This is a genomic window from Pseudonocardia terrae (genome assembly GCF_021343995.1).
Classification (GTDB): domain Bacteria; phylum Actinomycetota; class Actinomycetes; order Mycobacteriales; family Pseudonocardiaceae; genus Pseudonocardia; species Pseudonocardia terrae.
The window spans coordinates 60,692-83,600 of the sequence record NZ_JAJTTE010000030.1 but is presented as its reverse complement, the minus strand read 5'-3'; the positions used below and the strand labels follow the sequence as shown (position 1 = coordinate 83,600).

19 protein-coding genes are annotated in these 22,909 nt (G+C 73.6%); 8 read left to right on the top strand and 11 right to left on the bottom strand.

Annotated features, from left to right (window positions below; genetic code table 11):
- The first annotated feature begins 20 nt into the window (after positions 1-20).
- From LWC33_RS20545 to LWC33_RS20530, 4 genes are read left to right on the top strand one after another with little or no spacing between them, the layout of a single operon-like run.
- Positions 21-950, top strand: coding sequence for an ACP S-malonyltransferase (locus tag LWC33_RS20545; protein ID WP_233306043.1), 930 nt, complete (start codon positions 21-23; stop codon positions 948-950).
- Entirely contained in the window at positions 947-1,933 is a 987-nt protein-coding gene (locus LWC33_RS20540) for a beta-ketoacyl-ACP synthase III (RefSeq protein ID WP_233306042.1), read from the top strand. Before LWC33_RS20545 ends, LWC33_RS20540 begins: the two co-directional genes overlap by 4 nt.
- A 45-nt stretch (positions 1,934-1,978) precedes the next feature.
- Positions 1,979-2,221, top strand: a complete 243-nt coding sequence (locus LWC33_RS20535; protein ID WP_037052399.1) for an acyl carrier protein — start codon at positions 1,979-1,981, stop codon at positions 2,219-2,221.
- 45 nt (positions 2,222-2,266) lie between these two features.
- Positions 2,267-3,505: a beta-ketoacyl-[acyl-carrier-protein] synthase family protein gene (locus LWC33_RS20530; RefSeq protein WP_233306041.1), complete on the top strand. Its 1,239-nt coding sequence runs from the start codon at positions 2,267-2,269 to the stop codon at positions 3,503-3,505.
- A gap of 27 nt (positions 3,506-3,532) precedes the next feature.
- Here LWC33_RS20530 and LWC33_RS20525 read toward each other — a convergent pair whose 3' ends face one another.
- From LWC33_RS20525 to LWC33_RS20500, 6 genes are all read right to left on the bottom strand, one after another.
- A complete protein-coding gene (locus tag LWC33_RS20525) occupies positions 3,533-3,994 on the bottom strand; it encodes a VOC family protein (protein WP_233306040.1) in 462 nt (153 codons plus the stop codon).
- A gap of 49 nt (positions 3,995-4,043) precedes the next feature.
- Positions 4,044-4,589 (bottom strand): nuclear transport factor 2-like protein, encoded by a 546-nt coding sequence (locus tag LWC33_RS20520; RefSeq protein ID WP_233306039.1) that lies wholly within the window; start codon positions 4,587-4,589, stop codon positions 4,044-4,046.
- A gap of 58 nt (positions 4,590-4,647) precedes the next feature.
- Positions 4,648-5,136 carry a DUF3145 domain-containing protein gene (locus tag LWC33_RS20515; RefSeq protein WP_233306038.1) on the bottom strand — a complete coding sequence of 163 codons (489 nt, stop codon included), beginning with the start codon at positions 5,134-5,136 and terminating at the stop codon, positions 4,648-4,650.
- Between the two features lie 220 nt (positions 5,137-5,356).
- Positions 5,357-6,259, bottom strand: a complete 903-nt coding sequence (locus LWC33_RS20510) for a hypothetical protein (protein ID WP_233306037.1) — start codon at positions 6,257-6,259, stop codon at positions 5,357-5,359.
- Between the two features lie 68 nt (positions 6,260-6,327).
- Positions 6,328-7,398: an MBL fold metallo-hydrolase gene (locus LWC33_RS20505; protein WP_233306036.1), complete on the bottom strand. Its 1,071-nt coding sequence runs from the start codon at positions 7,396-7,398 to the stop codon at positions 6,328-6,330.
- Between the two features lie 33 nt (positions 7,399-7,431).
- On the bottom strand, positions 7,432-8,118 hold the full coding sequence (locus LWC33_RS20500; protein ID WP_233306035.1) for a transglutaminase-like domain-containing protein: 687 nt from the start codon (positions 8,116-8,118) through the stop codon (positions 7,432-7,434).
- Between the two features lie 236 nt (positions 8,119-8,354).
- Between LWC33_RS20500 and LWC33_RS20495 the strand changes: the two genes are divergently transcribed.
- Complete coding sequence (locus LWC33_RS20495) at positions 8,355-8,567, top strand: helix-turn-helix domain-containing protein (RefSeq protein WP_233306034.1); 213 nt, start codon at positions 8,355-8,357, stop codon at positions 8,565-8,567.
- A 25-nt stretch (positions 8,568-8,592) separates the two neighbouring features.
- Here the strand turns inward: LWC33_RS20495 and LWC33_RS20490 are convergent, their stop codons facing one another.
- Complete coding sequence (locus LWC33_RS20490) at positions 8,593-9,570, bottom strand: pirin family protein (RefSeq protein WP_233306033.1); 978 nt, start codon at positions 9,568-9,570, stop codon at positions 8,593-8,595.
- 460 nt (positions 9,571-10,030) lie between these two features.
- Positions 10,031-11,398, bottom strand: a complete 1,368-nt coding sequence (locus LWC33_RS20485; protein WP_233306032.1) for an Hsp70 family protein — start codon at positions 11,396-11,398, stop codon at positions 10,031-10,033.
- Between the two features lie 218 nt (positions 11,399-11,616).
- Between LWC33_RS20485 and LWC33_RS20480 the strand changes: the two genes are divergently transcribed.
- The 3 genes from LWC33_RS20480 (at position 11,617) to LWC33_RS20470 (ending at position 18,497) form a co-directional block, all read left to right on the top strand.
- Complete coding sequence (locus LWC33_RS20480) at positions 11,617-15,090, top strand: hypothetical protein (RefSeq protein WP_233306031.1); 3,474 nt, start codon at positions 11,617-11,619, stop codon at positions 15,088-15,090.
- A gap of 330 nt (positions 15,091-15,420) precedes the next feature.
- Entirely contained in the window at positions 15,421-17,055 is a 1,635-nt protein-coding gene (locus LWC33_RS20475; protein WP_233306030.1) for a P-loop NTPase family protein, read from the top strand.
- Positions 17,052-18,497 (top strand): dynamin family protein, encoded by a 1,446-nt coding sequence (locus tag LWC33_RS20470; protein ID WP_233306029.1) that lies wholly within the window; start codon positions 17,052-17,054, stop codon positions 18,495-18,497. The genes LWC33_RS20475 and LWC33_RS20470 overlap by 4 nt, the downstream gene beginning before the upstream one ends.
- On the opposite strand, the gene LWC33_RS20465 is transcribed toward LWC33_RS20470, so the two are convergent.
- From LWC33_RS20465 to nrdR, 3 genes are all read right to left on the bottom strand, one after another.
- The gene (locus LWC33_RS20465; RefSeq protein WP_233306028.1) at positions 18,478-18,936 is read right to left on the bottom strand and encodes an NUDIX hydrolase; all 459 of its coding nucleotides are present in this window, start codon (positions 18,934-18,936) and stop codon (positions 18,478-18,480) included. The two genes, LWC33_RS20470 and LWC33_RS20465, sit on opposite strands and share 20 nt — an antisense overlap.
- A gap of 276 nt (positions 18,937-19,212) precedes the next feature.
- Positions 19,213-22,110, bottom strand: coding sequence for a vitamin B12-dependent ribonucleotide reductase (locus tag LWC33_RS20460; RefSeq protein WP_233306027.1), 2,898 nt, complete (start codon positions 22,108-22,110; stop codon positions 19,213-19,215).
- Between the two features lie 133 nt (positions 22,111-22,243).
- The gene (gene nrdR / locus LWC33_RS20455; RefSeq protein WP_233306026.1) at positions 22,244-22,747 is read right to left on the bottom strand and encodes a transcriptional regulator NrdR; all 504 of its coding nucleotides are present in this window, start codon (positions 22,745-22,747) and stop codon (positions 22,244-22,246) included.
- Positions 22,748-22,909 lie beyond the last annotated feature (162 nt).

The following is a 22,909-nucleotide window of genomic DNA, read 5'->3' as shown; positions in this document are numbered from 1 at the left end:
GCAGTGTTGGCTGTAGCGCTGTGATCGCCTTGCTCGCGCCCGGTCAGGGGTCGCAGTCCCCCGGCATGCTCGCGCCCTGGCTGGAGGACCCCGCCGCCGCGGAGACGGTGGCGGCCTGGTCCGAGGCCACGGGACTCGACCTCGCCCGCCTCGGCACCACCGCCGACGCCGACGAGATCAAGGACACCGCGGTGACCCAGCCGCTGGTCGTCGTGAACGCGCTGCTCGCCGCGGCCCGGCTCGCCGACGCGATCCCCGCCGCCCTTCCCGACAGCGCGCCCACTGCGGGCCACTCGGTCGGCGAGCTCGCGGCCGCCGCGATCGCCGGCGTGCTCACCCCGGACGAGGCCGTGCGGCTTGCCGCGATCCGCGGCCGCGCGATGGCCGACGCCTGCGCGCTCGAGCCGACGGGCATGGCCGCCGTCCTCGGCGGTGAGGAGACCGTGGTGCTGGCCCGCCTCGAGGCCCTCGGCCTCGACCCGGCCAACCGCAACGGCGCCGGGCAGATCGTGGCCGCCGGCCCGCAGTCCGCGATCGCGGAGCTGGGGAAGGAGCCGCCGGAGGGCGCCCGCCGCGCCGCGGTGCTGCCCGTCGCCGGCGCCTTCCACACCCGCTTCATGGCCCCGGCCGAGGACGCCGTGCGCGCGGCCGCGGCCGAGCTCAGCCCCGGCGACCCGACGCGCCCGCTGCTGACCAACGCCGACGGCTCGGTCGTCAAGGGCGGCGCCGCCGCGCTCGACCTGCTCGTCGCGCAGGTGACCCGGCCGGTTCGCTGGGACTCCTGCATGGCGACGCTCGGCGAACTGGGCGTGACGGCGGTGTTGGAACTGCCGCCGGCGGGCACCCTGGTGGGGTTGGTCCGCCGCGACCTCAAGGGCGTCAAGACCTTGGCGCTGAAGACTCCTGACGACCTGGACAAGGCCGTCGCGCTCATCGAGGAGCACGCATGACGACGTTCCGGCTCGCGCCGTCCGTCCCGGGTGCGCGCATCATCGGGCTCGGCAGCTCCCAGCCCGGGCACGTCGTGACCAACGACGACCTCGCCCAGCGCGTGGAGACCGACGACCAGTGGATCCGCGACCGCGTGGGCATCGTGGAGCGCCGCGTCGCCCAGGACGAGTCGCTGGTCGACATGGCCGTGGAGGCCGGCTCGCGGGCGCTGAAGGACTCCGGGCTGACCACCGCCGACGTCGACACGGTCATCGTGGCCACCTGCACGATGACCGCGCCGATCCCCAACGCCGCGGCGCAGACCGCGGAACGGATCGGGATCGGCGCGCCCGCCGCCTTCGACCTCAACGCCGCCTGCGCCGGGTTCTGCTACGGCCTGGGCGCCGCCGCCGACCTGGTCCGGGCCGGCTCGGCGCGCAACGTCCTGGTCATCGGCGCGGAGAAGCTCTCCGACTGGGTCGACTGGGACGACCGCTCGACCTGCATCATCTTCGCCGACGCGGCCGGTGCGGCCGTGGTCACCGGCGCACGCAGCGAGGACGAGATCGGCGTCGGCCCGGTGTCGTGGGGCTCGGCCGGCGACATGGCGAACGTGATCCGGATCCTCGAGGAGAGCACGAACAAGCTGCACCAGGAGGGCCAGACGGTCTTCCGGTGGGCCACCACCCGGATCGCCCCGGTCGCGCTCGACGCGATCGCCAAGGCCGGGCTCACCCCGGCCGACATCGACGTGCTGGTACCCCACCAGGCGAACCTGAGGATCGTCGAGGCCGTGGCCAAGAAGCTCCGCAAGGAGGGCGCGCGCGAGGACATGCGCGTGGCCGACGACATCGTCTACTCCGGCAACACCTCGTCCGCGTCGATCCCGATGGCGCTCGACCACATGCGCGCCGCGGGGAGGATCCGTTCCGGCGAGATAGCCCTCCTCGTAGGCTTCGGCGCGGGGTTGTCGTACGCCGGCCAGGTCGTCCGCGTCCCCTGACCGAGATCCACCCGAGTTCCACCCCCACAGATGAGGAGCACGCCCGTGGCTGACACCGCCGAGATCCTGTCCGGCCTCGCCGAGATCGTCGAGGAGGTCGCCGGCATCGACACCGCCGAGGTGACCGCCGAGAAGTCCTTCGTCGACGACCTCGACATCGACTCGCTGTCCATGGTCGAGATCGCCGTCCAGGCGGAGGACAAGTTCGGCGTGAAGATCCCGGACGACCAGCTCGCCGAGCTCAAGACCGTCGGCGACGCCGTCTCGTACATCGAGAAGAACCAGTAACACCGCGGACCTCCGCCGCCCGCCCGCTCGCCAGAAAGGCCTTCCATGACCGACGTCGTCGTCACCGGCTACGGCGCGACGACCCCGCTCGGCGGGGACGCCGCCTCCACCTGGGACGCCCTGCTCGCCGGCAAGTCCGGCGTGGGGCACACCACCGGTGAGTGGGTGGAGAAGCACGACCTGCCCGTGAAGATCTCTGCGCAGCTCGCCGTGGAACCCACCGAGGTCCTGCCCCGTGTGCAGGCCCGCCGGATGGACCGCGCCGAGCAGGTCGCGGTGGTGGCGGCGCGGGAGGCGTGGGCGCACGCGGGCCTGGCCGTCGAGAAGGGCGAGGACCCGAAGGTCGACCCGACCCGGCTGGCGGTGATCGTCGGCACCGGTATCGGTGGCGTGACCACCCTGCTGGACCAGGACGACCTGTTGGAGTCCGACGGCCTGCGCAAGGTCTCGCCGCTGGTCGTGCCGATGCTGATGCCCAACGGACCCGCGGCGCTGATCTCGCTGGAGATCGGCGCGAAGGGCGGCGTCCACTCGCCCGCGTCCGCCTGTGCGACCGGTGCCGAGGCGATGGCGTGGGCGTGGCGGCTGCTCAAGGCGGGCGAGGTCGACGTGGTGGTGGCGGGCGGCGCGGAGGCCTGCATCGCGCCGATCACCGTCGCCGGGTTCGTCCAGGCCCGCACCCTCTCCCAGCGCAACGACGCGCCGCAGCAGGCGTCCCGGCCCTTCGACACCGGGCGGGACGGGTTCGTGCTCGGCGAGGGCGCGGGCGTACTGGTCCTCGAGCGGCGCGAGTTCGCGGAGGCCCGGGGCGCCACGGTCCACGGCACCCTGGCCGGCATCGGGCTGACCTCGGACGCCTACCACATCACGGGGCCGGATCCCGAGGGTGGCGGGCAGGGCCGGGCCATGCTCAACGCGGTCCGGACCGCGGGCCTGGAGCCCTCGGACGTCGGGCACGTGAACTGTCACGCGACGTCCACGGTGGTCGGCGACGTGGGCGAGGCGAATGCGATCAAGAAGGCGCTCGGCGACCATCCGGTGCTCACCGCGCCAAAGGCGTCCATGGGGCACCTGGTCGGCGGTGCGGGAGCGGTGGAGGGTCTGATCGCCCTGCTCTCGGTGCGGGACGGGATCATCCCGGCCACGCTGAACCTGGAGGACAAGGACCCCAAGGTGGACCTCGACGTCGTGGCGGGCGAGCCGCGGAAGATGGAGCTCACCGCGGCGGTCAACAACTCCTTCGGGTTCGGCGGGCACAACGCCAGCCTCCTGTTCACGAAGTAGGCGATCGGACCTTTCGAGGACTGCTGCCTAGTCGAGGCAGAACTCGTTGCCCTCGGGATCGGCCAGGACGAGGAAGCCCGCGCTCATCGGGGGCTCGGGCTCCGAGCGGCGCAGCCGGGTTGCGCCGAGTGCGACCAGCCGGTCGCACTCGGCCTCCAGCGCCGCCATCCGCTCCTCGCCCTGCAGGCCGGGAGCGGCCCGGACGTCGAGGTGGACGCGGTTCTTGGCCACCTTCTCCTCCTGCACCTGCTGGAAGAACACCCGCGGGCCCTGGCCGGCCGGGTCCTCGATCGCCGATCTCGTGTTGCGCTGGTCCTCGGGCACGCCGAGCCGCGCGAGGAACTCGTCCCACGCCGCCAGCGGGTCGGCGCCCTCGGGCAGGTCGACCCCGGGCGGACCGGGATGGACGTAGCCCAGCACGTCCCGCCAGAACGACGACAGCGCTCGCGGGTCGTGGGCGTCGAAGGTCACCTGGATGTGGCGGCTCATGGGCACACCTTGACATCGGGCACCGACAGAACCGGTCCGCCTGCTGCCGCTAGCAGGGTTGGGAGAGCGTGCCGCCCGGCACCCCGGCGCCGATCGCGAGACCCGGGCCGGTCATCGGGAGCGCGCTGCGCCAGCAGATCCGCCCCACCTTCAGGTCCGCGGGCGCGTCGGCGACGTCCTGGGTGCTCGTGAAGCGCACCAGCGCCCGCACCCCGTCCGGCGCGTCCTCGATCCGGTCCACGCGGATGGTGCCGTCCTGCGTGCTGCGTACCCCGGCCAGCCACGTCTCCGCAGGTTGTGCGGCGACCCGCTCGGGGGTGACGGTGGCCGCCCACGCCGCGTGGTCATGGGCGTTGATCGCGTCGAAGTAGGCCTGCAGCCGTTCGCGCACGGCGAGGTGCTGGGGATGGCCCAGGGCGTCGAGGCTCAGCTCGACGGTCGCGGAACCGGCCCCCGTGCCCGGGACCGGGACGGGCGCGTCCATGGGTGCCCCCGCCTCGAACGCCCGCCCGCCGATCAGCCAGGCCGCGACCGCCGCCGCGACCACCACCAGCGCGAGCGCCCCCGCCGTCGCGACCGCCACCGCATTCCGCACGGGAACAGTCTGCCGCAGGGCGCTGCTCCGGACGGAGCAGACACGGCCGCCGGAACGGTCAGCCGACCTGGTGCAACCAGGTGACCGGCGCGCCGTCGCCGGCGAAGCGGCAGGCCTCCAGCTCGGCGTCCCAGGCCTCGCCCAGGGCGTCGGAGATGCGGGCGGCGAGCTTCGACGCCGGTCCGTCGGCGATGATCGTGCGGAGCTGGTCCTCGCCCAGGAGCACGTCGCCGTTGGCGCTCATCCGGCCCGTCCACAACCCCAGCCCCGGGACGTGGCAGAACCGCTGACCGTCGACGCCGCTGCTGGGCTCCTCGGTGACCTCGAAGCGCAGCATCGGCCACGCCCGCAGAGCGCCGGCGAGCGCCCCGCCGCTGCCCACGGGACCCGTCCAGCTGAACTCCGCGCGCAGCTGACCCGGCACGGCCGGCTGCGCGCTCCACTGGAGCGTCACCCGTGTACCGAGGACGCCCGAGACCGCCCACTCGACGTGCGGGCAGACCGCAGTCGGCGACGAGTGGACGTGGACCACGCCGCGTGTGCTCACTGCAGACCTCCGCTTCTGACAGACGTGGATCGTCTTCCCCTACGTCCACGGTCGTCGGCGTCGGCCGGCGTTCCGGGTCCTTCGGCCCGGACGGGATGGAACAGTGCGTGATCACTCTGCCCGATCCCGCTCGCGTCTGCCAGCACCGATCGGTGGCTGCGGCGTGTCGCACACACCCGGGAGTGTCGATCGACTAAGGGCGACCCCGGGGTCCCCACGATCATCGCCGCACCTCTCCCCCGTCGACGAAGACGTTGTCCCGCAGCTCCGCGGCACCGCGGACCCGCAGCGGCGCAGCCCCGGCGTCGCGGTGGAAGCGGTTGCCGGTGATCCGCAGATCGGCGAGCGGCGCGGCAGCCGCGTCGCGCAGCAGCGTGTACCGGCCGCCGCCCAGCTCGTTGTCGCGGATGACCACCGGACCCGGCCGTTCGACCCTCCGCTCGTGGTCACCGGCGCTCTCGTGACGTGCCGTCCCGGCCGGGTCCACCAGCACGGCGCTGCCGAGACCGGGCCCCGTGCCGAGCCGGATCCGGTTGGCCTCGACCAGGACGTCGCCCTCCGGGGCGGCCAGGGCGATGGCGTCGACCGGACGGTCGGACCGCGGGGCGAAGTCGTGCAGCCAGCTGTTCCGCAGTGTGGCGCCCGGGCCGAGCCGGGCGCCGTCGGCGCGGACCGCGGTCATCTCGACGCGTTCGACGACCCAGTCCGGCCCGTCGACGGCGGCGTCGGTGAACGCGCCGGTCAGCGTGGTGTCCTCGATCCGGACCGAGCCGCCGTCGAGCGTCCGGATCCCGGCCGCGGTGGTGCCGTCCCCGGTGACGCGGCTGCGCCGGACGACCACGCCCGGGGCGGCGACGACCACTCCGCCGGTGACGTCGAGCCCGTCGAGCACGGTGCCGGGCGTCCGGACCTCGAGGGCGGCGCGGACGGGACAGAGCCGCACGCCGGCGGGGGTGCCGACACTGTTCGGCGGCGGGGGCGTGTAGGGCCCCACCTCGGCGCAGACGGGAACGGGCTCGGTGGTCGGCGCGGCCGTGTCGCTCCCCGCCTCCGCACCGACGACGAGACCCGCGGCGAGCGAGGTCGCCACCAGGCCGCCGAGCACGCTGCGGATCGAGAGCATGCACGGAGCGTACGGGGTGTGTTACGCCGGATGGCCCAACGGCCCGGCGTGTCCTGCTCCGTCCCGGTTCAGGGGAGCGCGTAGTGCAGCACGCCCTCCTGCTCCGTCCGCGTGAGCGCGCCCCGTTCCACGAGCACCTCGAGATGGTGCTGGGTCTCCAGGATCGCGAGCATCGCGTTCCACCGGTCGAGGTCGGCGAGCGCGTGGTTGCGCCGCGTCCACGGCAGTGCCTGCGCGACGAGATACGGCGTGTGCCGCCCCTCGCGCACGGCCGCGAGCGACGCGTCGAGGCGGGTGCCGTGGTGCGCCAGCAACTCGTCGACGCGCTCGTGCACGCGCCGCCCGACCGGCCCGTGCGCCGGCAGCAGCGCCGCGTCCGGACGCTCCCGGACCAGCTGCAGGGACGCCAGGAAGGCCGACAGCGGGCTGGCCGTCGGCACCGGCTCCAGGCCGATCGACGGGGTGATCCGCGGCAGGACGTGGTCGCCGGCGAACAGGAGGTCGTTCGCCTCGTCGGCGAACACGACGTGCCCGCGGGTGTGCCCGGGCGTCTCGATCACCTCCAGGGTCCGCGACTCCCCGACGACGACCTTCGCGCGGTCCTCGAGGTAGCCGTCCGGCAGGAGCCAGCCGTCCATGGCGCGGACGTGGTCGCGTCCGGCCCGTTCGATCGCGGCCGCGAGCTCCGCCGCCCCGGCCCGGCGCAGTCGCGGCACCGAGTTCTGCGACTCCGCGTGGTCGGGATCGACGACCCGCTCCAGGTTGACCCGTTCACCCGCCCCGATCAGGACCTCGGCGCCGAAGTCGCGCCGGATTGTGACGGCCTGGGTGTAGTGGTCGCGGTGCGAGTGCGTGACCAGGAACCGGCGCACCTCGCGCAGGTCCGAGCCCAGGGCCCGCAGGGCCTGGCCGAGGAGCTCGCGGGACTCCTCGAGCGCCCACCCGGCGTCGACGAGCGTCCACCCGGGGTCGCCCCCGCGCTCGTCGGCGACGGCGTAGACGTTGACCGCGCGCAGGCCGTCGTTCGGGAGCGGGAGGGGGATCCGGTAGACGCCCTCCGCCACGCGGAACACGCCGGACTCGGTCCAGTCGCCGCCGGAGAGGCTCGGGTCGTCGTCGGTGACGGTCGGAGCTACCACGCGCCGGATACTAGTCGAACGATCGTTCATTTCTCATCGGACGAAGGTGTCGGGTTCCGCACCTTGTGTGCCGTCGGTCATCCGTCCCGGCCCGTAGAACTCGTCGAACGTGGTGAGGATGAGGTCGAGCGGCAGGTCGGTGAAGACGCCGCGGTGGTGCACGTACTCCATGTAGCGGCTGCCGTCGCCGGAGAACTCGTGCATGAGCGCGTCCGTGCGGCCGTCGAACGGGATGGGCGAGACGCCGAAGCGGGCGCACAGCTCGGCGTTGAACGCCGGGGTGGCCTTCAGCCAGCGGCCCTCGACGTGCAGGTCCGTGTAGCCGTGGAAGACGAAGACGTCCGAGCCCATCCGCGCCCGCAGCCGCGGTGTCGTGAGGTGGTTGCGGACGTCGGCGAACCCCAGCCGGGCCGGGATCCCCCGGGCCCGGGCGGCGGCCGTCAGCAGGACCGCCTTCGGGACGCACCAGTTGCTCGGCGCCGTGGCCACCGCGCTCGCCCGGTAGTCGGCGGGATCCACGGAGAGGTGGTGCGGGTCGTACCAGATCTCGTCGCGGACGGCCTCGAACAGCCGCGCTGCGACCTCGACCGGATCCGTCGCGTCGCCGACGGCCCGGGCGGCGAAGCCGCGGACCTCGGGCGAGTCGGAGTCGACGAAGCCCGCGGGCGCGAGGTGTTCGGGGAGGACTGGGTCCGGGGCGGCATCAACGCTGGCGCTCACCCGTCGCAGCGTAGGCGCTCGACCCGCGCTCGCCCCCTGTGACGAGCGCCGCTGCGCACACTGCGTCAACAGTCAGTGACGATCCGTGCCTGGATCGGCCGTTTCCACTCGTTCGGGACGGCCGGAACCACCCGGACGGTGACGCTGGGTCGTCTAGGGTTCCGCACGGGAACATCACAGGTCAGCGCGTCGGCCCGGACGAGGGTCGGCGCCGACAGGGCGGAGGGGCGCACGGCATGGTTACAGGGGATCGGGACCACCCGGACGTGATCGGCGCTCCGTTCCTCACCGTGGCCGAGGTGGCGGAGCGGATGCGCGTGTCCAAGATGACCGTCTACCGGCTCGTGCACAGCGGCGAGCTGCCCGCGGTGCGTTTCGGCCGCTCCTTCCGCGTGCAGACGAGCGCGGTGGAGGAGCTCATCGCCGCGGCGCGGTACGAGGCGGGCTGACCTCGCCGACCTCGCCCGTCTCGGCTCAGCGCTCGCGGCCCCGCGGCTTCAACGGGGTGGGTGGCAGCTCGGGCGCGGCGAGGGGCAGGCCCTCGTACCCGGGGACGGCGCCGAAGCGGTGGTCGGCGCCTCCGGCGATCTCCGCCTGCCACAGGGAGCGTGCCTCGGCGACCTCGTCGCCGCTGCGCCCGACGAAGTTCCACCACATGACCAGCTGCTCGGCGAACGGCTCGCCCCCGAGCAGCAGGAACCGGCTCTCCGGCCCGGCCCGCAGCGGGATCTCCCGGCGCCCCGTGCCCAGGTAGAGCAGCGTTCCGGGGCCCACGACCCGGCCGTCGACCTCCGGGGCACCGGACACGGTGAGCACGGCGTGCTCGAAGTCCGGCTCCAGCGGCAGCGCGGTGGCCGTGCCGGCCGAGAGCCGGACGTCGACACCCACGATCGGGCTGTGCACCCGGCCCGGGGACCGCGCCTCGCCGAGCTCACCCAGCAGGACGGTGGCGCGCAGGCCGCGCGTGGTGACCTGCGGCAGGTCCACGTGGTGCTCGAAGCGCGGCGCGACCCTGCGTTCCTCCCCCGGCAGCGCGACCCAGAGCTGGGCGCCGTGCAGCAGGGGGGAGTGCCGGTCGGGAGACTGCTCGGAGTGCGCGATGCCGCGGCCCGCCGTCATCAGCCCGAGCTCGCCGGGCCGGACCAGCACGTCGCTGCCCACGGAGTCCCGGTGGTGCACCTCGCCGTCGAGCAGCCAGCTCACCGTCTGCAGCCCGATGTGCGGGTGCGGGGCGACCTGCATGCCCGGCTCGGCCGCGATCTCGTCCGGCCCGTAGTGATCGACGAAGCACCATGCTCCGACCATCCGCCTGCCCAGACTCGGCAGCAGCCGGCGGACCTCGGTGCTCTCCCCCAGCTGCACGCGGCGCGGCTCCAGCAGCTCGCTCACCGGACCGCCGGTCGCCCGCGACTCGCACACCGTGACCCGCGGATCGGCTGTCACGTCACTCATCCGTCCACCCCCGAACGTGACGATACGGGCACGCACCGACATGTTGCCGGCCGTCGCGACGCGCGAGTTCGGGACGGTCGAGGGGCCGGGGCGCGGATCGCGGCCGTGACCGGGTGGGTGCGTCGAGTTGACGTCGATGCAGGTCATGGCCGTGGTCGACGAGCTGCCGAAGGAGGATCCCGGCGCGCTGGTGGAGCTGGGGTGAGCGGGAGGGCTGTGCCCGTCTGCGGGGTGGGCGTCGGTCCCGTGATCGTCGCTCGTGGACGCGGATGGCCGCTCAGCGACCGCTCCGCTCCATGACCAATGATCACCCCGCCCCCACCGTGGCACCGGTGGTGAGGCGCGGCTGCCGTGGCGTGGGGTCCGTGGTGACGATGGCCGCGGCGCGGACCCGGTGGTCCGCGGGCAGCGGCATCCGTGGTGGTGACGGCCGCGGCGGGACCCGTGGTGCGGCGCGGCCTCAGCGAGGTCCATGGCCCGGGGTGACGGCGGCCGCGGCAGGACCGGCGCCGCCCGCTCCGAGCTCGGCGACGGCGTAGCCTCCCCCGAGCGCGACGACGACGGCGGTCGCCCCCGCCGCGACCAGCCTCCCGACCCGGCGGCGGGGCCGACGGTGCGCTCCGGTCGGCATGCCGCCGTGGCGGGGCCCGTTCCGCTCGGCGGCGGTCGGCCAGGGCTGCCCTGGTCGGCGGTTCTGCCCGGCCGGGTACGTCCGGCCGGGCCAGGAGTCGTTCGCGCACGCGACCCGAGCGGCCACCGGCTGGTCGGCGACGGCGGGCCGGCGCGCACTCTGTCCGGCCTCGGCTCGACGGCGGGGTGCTCCGGGGAACGACGCGCGGTGCGACTCGGCTCGTCGGGCGGCGATTCCGGCAGCCGCGCGGGCGACGGCGGCGCCCGGCTCGGGCGGCACCACCACCGGACGGCCGAACGCGTCGGACAACGCACGGTGGAGCAACGGCGTCGCAGCAGCGTCACCGGTGACGAGCACGGAGTCGAATGGTTCCTCGTCCATTTCCCGAATGGTGCCGAGCAGATCGGAGACGGCGTCGAGAACGGCGACGTCGACGTCGTCGCCGGTGATCCGCACCGGCCCGCGGAAGGCGGGCAGCGCCACGTCGACGACGGTCCCGGGCGCACCGACGAGCCGGCGGCGGGCGTCGCGGCAGGAGTCCGCCAGCCGTCGCAGGGCGGCCCGATCGGCACCGTCCACCGACACCTCGCGCAGCACCAGGGTCAGCACGGCGCGATCGAACGTGGCGGCGCCCACCTCCTCGGTCCGGGTGGTGGCGACGATGCGCGCGGCACCGTCGTCGACGTCGGCGAGCAGGGTCACCTCGGTCGCGGAGTCGGCGACGTCGACGACCAGGACGCGGGTCCTCCGCTGCAGCGCACCGCCGACAAGGGCATCCGTCGCGGCGGCGACCGGTCGCGGAACGGTCGAGAAGTCGTTGTGGCGCAGGAAAGATCGCACCGCTCGCTGCGTCGGTCCCAGGGCTGATCGCAACGCGGCGAGCTCGTGGCGACCCCACCGTGCGGGATGCGCGAGCGTGACGTGCCGGTCCCCCGGCCCGGCCAGGGCCGATACGGCGAGGGCGATCAGCTCGGCGCCGGAGCGTGCGGTGCCGTCGTCGGCGAGGACTGGAACGGGGTCCCCGACGCGCCCGGTGAAGTCGCGGAAGGCGGGTGCCCCGGCGGCGGCCAGGGCCAGGGCACGCTCGCCGACGACCGGTCCCTCCGCCCCGAACACGAGCACCCCGGGCACGGCCACGGGCGGCGGGGCACAGGCGAGACCGTCCGCGTCGAGGGCGATGCCGAGGTGCCGGCGCATGGGGCGGATCTCCGATCGTCGGGGGTCGCGGGTCGGCGGAAACGTAGGCCATGTGTCCCCGGAATCCGCTCGGAATGCGCTGTGCGCCCGCTGTGAACGAGGTGCTGGGTAGGCACCCAGCGTATTCCCAGGGAATTGACAGGAACCGTTCCTAGCGTCGTCGCGGCAGCCGGCCCCGGGCGATCCGGGGCCACCGGACCCCAGGAGAGATCACGACGATGTCGCCCGTACTGATCACCGACCCGACCACCGACCTGTCCGAGGGCGGCGCCGACTGCGCACCCGGGGGGTCGGGCTCCGGAGCCGGGGCCGCCGGGGCCGCCGCGGGCGCCGCACACGGGGCGGGCGACCATGCCGGCACCGAGCGTGCCGTGTCGCCGGAGCGGCAGCATGGGCAGGTCCGCGAGACCCGGCTCACGGACGAGCGGGACGTGCGGTCCGACGTCCGCAACGTCCGCAACGTCCGCACCGATCGCGACGTCCGCACCGAGCACGACGTCCGGGCTGAGCACGACGTCCGGACTGAGCACGACGGCGCCCGAGCCGAGCACGACGCCCGGTTCGAGCAGACCGCCCGGTTCGAGCAGACCGCTCGGTTCGAGCAGACCGCCCCGTTCGACGATGACGCCCGGTCCGAGGACGGCGCCAGGTTCGACGTGTCGCGGGACGTGTCCCACGCCCGCGGGGAGCAGGACGTCGACGAAGGCCGGCACCACCTGCGCCAGGAGCACACGTCGTCGAGCGAGTCGTGGTCCGCGGCGAGCAGCCGCTGGACCGGCGACGACCACACCGACGCCGGCCACTGGACCGCGTCGACCGACGAGGGTCGGCGTTCCTGGCACGGCGACTCGGAGGCGGGCCGGGGTGCCGGCGACGGGGACTCCGAGCACGACCGGCAGTGGGACGCGTCCGACCGGCACTCCGGCGAGGACCGGACCGACCTCGGCCGTGATCACGACGGTCGTACCGACCACGACACCGACGGCCGGGGGGACATTCGGGGCCGTACCGGCGACGACCGTGACGGCCACGACTCCCGCCAGAATCCCGACTCCCGCCAGGACCGCGACTCCCGCCAGGACCGCGACTCCCGCCAGGACCGCGACTCCCGCGAGGATCGCGACGCCGACCAGCGGAGCCACGACGGCTCGGCCTGGCAGGAGCGCGACGACCGTAGCGCGAGCCGGCACGAGACCGCTGCACACGACGCTCGTCAGGACGAGCGCGACGACCGCTCCGAGCAGCACGACCGCGGTCACCAGGTCGAGGGCCGGTCGATCGCCGAGGAGCACTTCGCCGGTCAGCGGGACGACGACCGCGTCGGGACGCGACACTCCGACAGCCACCACGTCGACGGCCGCACCATCGTCGACCAGCACTTCATCGGCCTCGAGACCTCCGACGGCGCCGACGCCCGACACTCCGATGGCCACCATGCCGACGGCCGATCCGGCGCCGACCAGCATGTCGGGACGCGGGAGACCCTCGGCCGCACCGGCGTCCGACACTCCGACGATCGCCATGTCGACGGCCGCACCATCGCGGACCAGCACTTCGGCGACCGCGAGATGTTCGACCGCGCCGAAGCGCGACACTCCGCCACCGGGACGTTTGACGGCACCGACGCGCCGCACTCCGCCACCGGCCGCGACGCTGCCCACCAGGAGGACACGCGCACCTTCGGAGACCAGCACCACGCCGCAGGTTTCAGTGGGGGCGACCAGCGTGGTGCCTCCGATGACGGCCGTGGCCGCGACTCCGACCAGCACCGTGCCGACGGTGACGCCCGCGGGGCCGAGCAGGACCACACGGCCGGACGGAACCACACGGAGCAGCACGCGGATGGCCGGGACCAGTCGAGCCGTCCGGACCAGACCCGGGAGGCCCACGACACCCAGGGCCACTACGCGCAGGGCGGCGGGTACCAGAGCCACGGTGCCGGGCAGTCGTACGGCACTCAGCCCGGCCGCGTCGAGCAGAACGGCCACGCCACCCGGCAGGACGGCCACGAGTACCAGCACGGCCAGGAGTCCCAGCACGGCCAGTCCATCCGGTCCGGGCAGACCTGGCAGCAGAGCCACGGCGGAACCGGGAGCCAGCAGGACCGCGGTGGCGAGCAGAACCGCACCGGCCAGCAGGGCCACGACCAGTCGAGCCAGAGCCACGACCCGACCATCCGCGGCGGCCAGCAGAACCACAGCGGCCAGCAGCACACGGCCGACGACCAGGCCTCGGGCCGTCACGTCCTGAGCGACCACTTCGGCGCCGGGCAGTACCACTCGACGACCACGGTCGACGGCCACGACGCTTCCGCGCAGCAGGGCGTCGGCGTCTCGACCTTCCGTTCGGAGCACGAGGAGCAGCGGGGCCAGGGCGTGACCCGGACCGATCACGAGGAGACACGGGGCACGTCGGCGCCGGCGGCCACCGGCGCGGCGGTGTCCGGCTCCACCGGCGCGGCGTTGTCCGGCTCCACCGGCGCGGCGTTCTCCGGTGCCACCGGCGCGTCGGTCTCCGGCGCGAGCGGGACCTCGTTCTTCGCCGCGACCGGAGGCACCGGCGGCACCGTGGGCTCGGCCCCGCTCGCGAGCGGTGTCTCGACGGCGGCGACGTCGGGCGTCGGATTCTCGCAGTCCGCCGGCGCGACGACGACCGCCAGCACGGGCGTCGCGACGGCCGCCGGCACGGCGGCGACCACCTCGCCGGTCACGACCACTCCGGTGGTGACGTCCGGCGGTTCCGGCGCCGTGGCCCCGACCGCCGACCTCGGCGGCAGCACGTCCGGCGCGGCTGTGGCGACCACGCACGGCTCCTCGATCGCGACCAGCACGCTGGCCCACCTCACGAGCACGGACACGGCCGGCGCCGGAACCTCCGTCGCGGGTACCGCCTCCGGAACGACCTTCGCGACCTCCGCCGCCGCCAGCAGTGCCGCCGCCGACCACACCGTCGGCACCGCCGCGAGTGGTGCCGACGCGCAGGCCGCCTCCGCCACCGGCGCCACGGCCCCGACGGCCGACCTCGGCTCCGGTACCTCGGCGAACCACGACGTCGCCGCGCTGCTCGGCTCGTCCGACACCGCGTCGGCCGACACCGCTCAGCACGCCAACAGCACGGCGGGAGTCCCCCAGTCCGGCACCACGCAGTCCGGTACCGCCCAGTCCGGCACGACCCAGTCCGGCAGCACGACCGGCCATGCCCTCGCCGCCACCGCGACCGGCGAGACGTCGAACACGGGCGCGACGGCAGGAACGGCGGCACCGGCCACCTCCACCGCCGACATGTCCGCCACTCACTCGTCAACGGCCGGGTCGGCTGCCACGGGGAGCGCGACCAGCGGATCCGGCGCCGCCACGAGCACCACCACCGACAGCCACACCACGGTCAGCACCGCCGGCAGCACCACGAGCGCGGGCCACGCCGGCACCGCCGACACGCACTCCACGAGCAGCACCGGCGCCGCGGCGTCGACCACGACCGGCACCACCACCGACAGCCACACGACCGGCAGCAGCACCGCGGGCAGCACCACGACGGACAGTGCGACCGCCGCCGGCTCGGACAGCGGCGCCCTCCACACCACCAGCACCACCACCGGCGGGCTCTCGACGGGCCTGACGGCCGACTCGACGGCCGCCACCACCCACACGACCACCGACCACGCGACCGACACCACGACCCTGCACCACTGACGATTCCCCCGACCGGTCGGTGCCGTCCGGCAGAACTGTCCGAAAGGGACTGTTCAACCGCACTGCCCGGGCAGTACCGAGCGCACGACACCGAGCGCGCAGCTGAACGCGCGGCACTGAACGCGCGGCACCGAACGTTCGGCGCCGAACGTTCGGCGCCGAACGGTCGACACCGAGCACACAGCGCTGAACGCACGGCATCGAGCGCACACCGAGCGCACAGTGCTGGGCGCTCGGCACTCAGCGCACGGCACCTGACCGAACCCGATCCGCGCGGGCCCCGGGACTCCCCCGGGGCCCGCGCCCCGTACGTCCTTCCGAGGAGACCCCGTGTCCGTCACCGCCGATCCCCGCTCCGCACGGCCGGAGACGGCCGAGATGGCGGGCCTGCTCGACCGCCTCCGTGTCCTCACCGCCGGCACCGGCCGACCGGACCTGGCCGACCGCCTCGCCCGCGCCCGCACACGCGTGACCGATCCGCGGATGCGTGTCGTCGTCACCGGGGAGACCGGCCAGGGCTTGTCCGCCCTGGTCGACGCCCTCGCCCCTGCCGCCCCGGGCACCCGCGAACGCCCGGTCGACGACGAGGGTCGACTGCTGCTCGTCGGCAGTCCGGGCGTGTCCGGAGTGGACTCCGCCCGCGCCGCCGCGGCACTGCCGCTGGTCGCGGGGGCCGACGCCGTCCTGTTCGTGTCCGACGCGAGCCGTGAGCTCACCGAACCCGAGATCACCTACCTCGACCAGGTGCGCCGACTGTGCCCGACGGTGGTCGGCGTCGTCACCAAGATCGACCGCTACCCGCGCTGGGCGGACGTCCAGCGCGCGAACCGCCGCCACCTGACCCAGGCGGACATCGACATCCCGCTGTTCCCGGTGTCGTCACGCATGCTCGCCGCCGCCCACCGGACCCGCGACCATGCGCTGGCGATCGAGTCCGGCGTCCCCCAGCTCGCCGACCACCTGCGCGAGCGGGTTCTCGTCAACGCGACGCAGGTGCTGCACGCAGGCGTGGTGAACGACGTCCGGGCCGTGACCGACCAGGTCGCCCTCGGCCTGAACGCGGAGCTCACCGCGCTGCGCGATCCCGCGGCCGGGACCGTCGCCGAGCGACGCCTGCACGAGGCCCGCGTCACGGCCGACGCCCTGCGCGACCGCACCGCCGGGTGGCAGATCGTCCTCGCCGACGGGGCGACCGAGCTGGGCGCCGACGTCGACCACGACCTGCGCCACCGGCTGCGCGAGCTGGTCCGCGAGGCGGAGGCCGACATCGTGTCCTCCGACCCGGCGAAGCGCTGGGAGGAGTTCGGGAGCTGGCTCGACGGCCGCGTGGCCGAGTGCGTGCAGGCCAACGTCGTGCTGGCAGAGACCCGGTCGCGGGAGCTGGCCGAACGTGTCGCCATCCGGTTCGCCGACGACGGCCGCGTCGCGCTCCCCGCGCTCGACCTCGGCGGGACGGAGGCCTTGGAGCCCGTCCGCGAGCTCGAGGCCCTCGACAGCCGCAAGGCCGGGATCGTCCAGCGCCTGATCAGCAGCATGCGCGGCTCCTACGGCGGCATCCTCATGGTCGGCGTCATGACGACCCTGGCCGGACTCGCGCTGGTCAACCCGTGGTCGATCGGGGCCGGTGTCCTGTTGGGCGCCAACACCTTCCGCGAGGACCGCAAGGCGCGCACCGCGCGCCGGCAGGCCGAGGCGAAGACGGCCGTGGCCCGGCTGATGGACGACGTCCTGTTCCACGTCGGGCGCGAGTCCCGCTTCCGGCTGCGCGAGGTCCAGCGCACGCTGCGCGACCACTTCACCGCGCTCGCCGCCGAGATGACCCGCACCGCCGACGACGCCCTGCGCGCGGCGGGCGAGGCGCGGCGCCTCGCGGGCGAGGGCCGCGACGCCCGGATTGCGGAGGTCGAGGAGCAGCTGGGCGAGCTGCGGACGCTGCGGGTGCGGGCGGCCGGGCTCGTGCGATGACCAGGTCCTTCGACGGCGTCCTCCTCGACAACGCCCACGTCGACAGTGCCCTCGTCGACAGCGCCCTCGTCGACAGCGCCCTCGTCGACAGCGCCCTCTCCGATTCCGCCCTCTTCGATGCGGCCCGACCCGTCCTCGGGGACGACGCCGTCGACGCCTGCCTCCGTCGTCTCCACGCCCCGCTGCGCATCGCCCTCGCCGGCACGCTCAAGGCGGGCAAGTCCACGCTGCTCAACGCCCTGATCGGGCATTCGGTCGCGCCGACCGACGCGACCGAATGCACCCGGGTGGTCACGACCTACCGCCGGGCGCCGGCTCCCGTGGCCGAGGCGGTTCACGACGGCGGGCGGCGCACGCCGATCCGCTGGCCGCCAGACGGGACGGGGAAAGCCCTCCACAGCCTCGAGGTCGGCCTCCCCGCTCCCCTCCTCGAGCGGTACACGCTCGTCGACACGCCCGGGACGTCGTCGAACTCCCGGGCGGTCTCCGCACGCACCCTCGCCTACCTCGATCCGGACGACGGCGTGTGCGAGGCCGACGCCGTCGTCTACCTGCTCCGGTCCCTGCACGACAGCGACCTCGCGCTGCTGCGCCGGGTACAGGCGCAGGTCGGGCGCGGCGGGCCGCTCGGGGTGGTCGGCGTGCTGTCCCGGGCCGACGAGGACGGGCCGACACCGGCCGAACTCCGAGACGATCCGCGGCTCGACGGCCTGCCCCGAGACTTCCTCCCCGTCTCCGGGCTCCTCGCCCTGCGCGGCCGCACCCTGCGTCAGGACGAGTTCACCGCGCTCGCCGCGTTGGCCCGGCGCCCCGTCGCTGAGCTCGACGCCGCGCTGGTCTCGCCTGGCCGATTCCTCGCCGCCACCGGGCACGACGGCCTGCTCGACGCCTGGGGAATGCACGGGATCGCCGAGGCGGTCGCGCTCGTGCGCGGTGGGGCGACCACGGCTCCGGCCCTGGCTGCGGCGCTGATCCGGAGGTCGGGGCTCGAGGGGCTCACCCGGATCCTGGAGGCCAGGATCGGCGAGCGGGCCGCGGCGTTGCGGATGCGGGCGGCCCTGCGTGAGCTGCGCGGACGGCTGGCGGGCCGCGCCACCAGGCTCGTCGCGGGGATCGACCGCGCGCTGGCCGACGACCACGCCCTCGTCGAACTCCGCACGCTCGGCGCGCTGCCCGGGCTCACCACGCTGCCCGTGCCGACGCGGATTGCGCTGGACCGCGTCCTCGGGGGAGCGGGCACCCGCCCGACGGTGCGGCTCGGCCTGCCCGCCGGAGTCTCCGGCCGCGAGATGCACGCCGCCGCAGTCCGCGCCGCGATGCACTGGCGGCGTCGCCTCGACGACCCGCTCCTCGATCCCCGGGCGCGTCGGGCCCTGCGCGCTGCGGTCCGCAGCTGCGAGGGCGTCGCCGCGGGGGCGGCCGTCAGAACCCGTGCGTCGTGATCGTCGACGGTCCGCCGGTGCGCAGGGCCTCCAACACCTCCCGCTCGTGCGCGACAACGGGATCGGGCAGGGCGTCGAGCGGGAACCAGCCGAGATCGGCGGCCTTGGCGCGCTCGACCAGCCGAGGGGTGCCCGACCACCGGCGGCACGTGAAGAAGAAGTCGACGCGCTCGTCGATCGGGTCACCCGTGGCCTCGGTGCGGTGCATCGCGGTCAACGGCTGCAGGTCCGCGGGCGCGATCTCGACGCCCAGCTCCTCCCGGGCCTCCCGCACGGCCGCCTCCAGCACCGACTCGCCCTTCTCGACGTGCCCGGCCGCGGCCGTCGCCCAGAAGCCGTCCCGGAAGCCGGTGTTCTGCCGGAGCTGGAGCAGGATCTCGTTCGGCTCACGGCACAGCACCACGTAGGCGGCGGGCACGAGCTGATAGCGCGGACTCACCACCCCACCGTAGATCCGGACGCAGCACGGGGACGACACGGTGGCGATGCCGCGCCCCTGGCGCCACGGCCTCCGCGACGCCGCGGGAGCCCGGCGCTCCGCCACCCGGTGCGCGGTACGGATCCATAACGCGAGTAGAACGAGCCTCGAGCCGCATTATGGTTCCATAACGCGGATTGAGGCCCGGGAAATTCGCATCATGGTTCCATACTGCGGCCTGGACGCGGGCGGCCCCGCTCCCGGAAAGCCGGGGCGGGGCCGTCCGCCAGATCCGGCTCAGCTGCAGCCGCTGGTGGAGCCGCAGCCCTCGCAGAGGTAGCAGGAGCCCGCCGGGCGCATCTTGGTGCCGCAGGTGAGGCAGAGCGGCGCGTCGGCCGCCTTGCCCAGCCGCAGCTCGAGCAGCTCGGTGGAGCTGCCGACCTCGACCGGCGCCGGGTCCACACCCGCCGGCTCGGCGGCCGCCGGGGTGGTGTCCACGCTGGAGCGGACGGCGTCGAGGTCCATGTCGGTGTCGATCGGGCCCGAACCGTAGTCCTGCTCCACCTGCGACGCCCGCTCCGCCGCGGAGAAGATGCCCAGCTGGGCGCGCTTCTCGTAGGGCAGGTAGTCCAGCGCCAGGCGGCGGAACAGGTAGTCCAGCACCGAGGTGGCGATCCGGACGTCCGGGTCGTCCGTCATGCCCGCCGGCTCGAAGCGCAGGTTGGAGAACTTCGAGACGTAGAACTCCAGCGGGATGCCGTACTGGAGGCCGACCGAGATCGACATGGAGAAGGCGTCCATGACACCGGCCAGGGTCGAGCCCTGCTTGCCGAGCTTGACGAAGATCTCGCCCAGCCCGTCGTCCGGGTAGGAGCCGGCGGTCAGGTAGCCCTCGGCCCCGGCGACCGTGAAGGACACGGTCTGGCTCGGGCGCTTCTTCGGCAGCCGCTTGCGGATCGGCCGCTGCTCGACGACGACCTGGGGCTCAGCCTTCGCCGCGTCCTCCGCTTCCCGTGCCTTCTTGCCGGCGGAGAGTGGCTGGCCGACCTTGCAGTTGTCGCGGTAGATCGCCAGCGCCTTGAGGCCGAGCCGCCAGCCCTCGAGGTAGATCTTCTCGACGTCGTCGACGGAGGCCGCCTCGGGCATGTTCACCGTCTTCGAGATGGCGCCGGAGAGGAACGGCTGGACCGCCGCCATCATCCGCACGTGGCCCATCGGCGCGATGGAGCGCTCGCCCATGGCGCAGTCGAAGACCTCGTAGTGCTCCGGCCGGAGGCCCGGCGCGTCGACGACGTGCCCGTGCTCGGCGACGTACTCGACGATCGCCTCGGCCTGCTCGGCCTGGTAGCCGAGCTGGTCGAGCGCCCGGCGCACGGTCTGGTTGACGATCTGCATGGAGCCGCCGCCGACCAGCTTCTTGAACTTGACCAGCGCCAGGTCCGGCTCGATGCCGGTCGTGTCGCAGTCCATCATCAGGCCGATGGTGCCGGTCGGGGCCAGCACGGAGGCCTGGGCGTTGCGCCAGCCGTTCTTCTCGCCGGTGGCCAGCGCGTCCTTCCAGGTGATGGTCGCCAGCTTCTGGATGGCGGTGCTGGCCGGGAACGTGCGGTAGCCGTCGTTGGCCGCGGCGTGCTTGCGCATGACGCGCTGGTGCGACTCGGCGTTGCGGGCGTAGCCCTCGTACGGGCCGACGACACCGGCGAGCTCGGCGGAGCGCTTGTAGGCGGCGCCGGTCATCAGCGAGGTGATCGACGCGGCGAGCGAGCGGCCGCCCTCGGAGTCGTACGCGTGGCCGGTCGCCATGAGCAGCGCGCCGAGGTTGGCGTAGCCGATGCCCAGCTGGCGGAACTTCCGCGTGGTGTCGGCGATCGGCTCCGTCGGGAAGTCGGCGAAGCAGATCGAGATGTCCATCGCGGTGATGATCAGCTCGACGGCCCTGGCGAAGCGCGGCGCGTCGAACCGGCCGTCCTCGCCCAGGAACTTGAGCAGGTTCAGCGAAGCCAGGTTGCAGCTGGAGTTGTCCAGGTGCATGTACTCCGAGCACGGGTTCGACGCGCTGATCCGGCCCGACTCGGGGCAGGTGTGCCAGTCGTTGATCGTGTCGTCGTACTGCAGGCCCGGGTCGGCGCAGTCCCAGGCGGCCTGGGCGATGCCGCGGAACAGCGTCCGGGCGTCCGTGCGCTCGATGACCTCACCGGTGGTGCGGGAGCGGAGCCCGAAGTCGGTCCCGCCCTCGACCGCGTGCATGAACTCGTCCGTGACGCGGACGGAGTTGTTGGCGTTCTGGTACTGCACCGAGGTGATGTCGGAGCCGCCCAGGTCCATGTCGAAGCCCGCGTCGCGCAGGACGCGGATCTTCGCCTCCTCCTTGGCCTTGGTCTGCACGAACTCCTCGATGTCGGGGTGGTCGACGTCGAGCACGACCATCTTCGCGGCCCGCCGGGTGGCACCGCCGGACTTGATGGTGCCGGCGGAGGCGTCGGCACCGCGCATGAAGGAGACCGGGCCGGAGGCGGTGCCGCCGGAGGACAGCAGCTCCTTCGAGGAGCGGATGCGGGAGAGGTTCAGGCCGGCACCGGAGCCGCCCTTGAAGATCAGGCCCTCCTCGCGGTACCAGTTCAGGATCGACTCCATGGTGTCGTCGACCGCGAGGATGAAGCAGGCGCTGACCTGCTGCGGCGAGGCGGTGCCGACGTTGAACCACACCGGCGAGTTGAAGCTGAACACCTGGTGCAGCAGCATCCAGGTCAGCTCCTGGGCGAAGATCTCGGCGTCCTCGTCCGTGGCGAAGTAGCCGTGCTCGACGCCGGCGCGGTGGTAGCTGCCGACGACCCGGTCGATCAGGGTGCGCAGGCTGGCCTCGCGCTGCGGCGAGCCGACGGCGCCGCGGAAGTACTTGCTGGTCACGATGTTGGTGGCGTTCATCGACCAGAACTCGGGGAACTCGACGCCCCGCTGCTCGAAGTTCACGCTGCCGTCGCGCCAGTTCGTCATGACGACGTCGCGGCGCTCCCAGGTCACCTCGTCGTACGGGTGGACCCCGGGAGTCGTGTGGAGCCGCTTGACGGTCAGGCCCTGCCTGACACCCTTCCCGGCCTTCGCGGCCCGGCCGCGGCCCGTTCCCCCCGCAGAGCCCTTGGCACCGGCCGTGTTGGCGGCGCTTCCGGCGGACTCCGCCCCGACGGTCTCCGTCATGCTCTCCCTCATTCGCATCCGACCATGTGCTGCACCCTCCGCCGGCTGGGGCGACGGCGGGTGTCCTGCCTGCGAGATCGGGGTCGGCTCGACTTCCGTAGTACGGGTCGGCCCCACGGGTCCCTCGGACCCCCTACCCGGTCGGCCCCGCGGTCCTCCCGGCCCGGTCCCGCCGGTCGGCTGCTTCCCCGGCAGCCGCCCTGCGCAGATCGGCGATCTCCTTCTCGAAGTCCTCGATGGACGAGAACGAGCGGTAGACGCTCGCGAAGCGCAGGTACGCCACCTCGTCGAGCTCCTTCAGCGGACCGAGGATCGCCAACCCCACCTCGTGGCTGGGGATCTCCGCGGTCCCGCCCGCGCGGACGGCCTCCTCGACGCGGTGCGCGAGCTTCTGCAACGCGTCCTCGTCGACCGGCCGGCCCTGGCAGGCCCGGCGCACGCCGCTCACGACCTTGTCGCGGCTGAACGGCTCCGTGACGCCGCTGCGCTTCAACACCGCGAGCACCGGCTCCTCGACGGTGGTGAAGCGCTTCCCACAGGCCTGGCAGGAGCGGCGGCGACGCGTCGCCGCGCCCTCGTCGACCTCGCGGGAGTCGATCACCTTGCAGTCCGTGTGACGGCAGAACGGGCACCGCATGCGGACCTCCCCCGATTCGACGCGCCCGACGGCTCGACCTGGGCCGAACCCAACCTGTAGGCGAACAACACGGATGTAACCACAACATCTGGGGGTCGCGCCATTTCCGTGCGGCGGGTCGTGCGGACTTCCCCCGATCGGGAAGGAACCTCTCACGAGCGC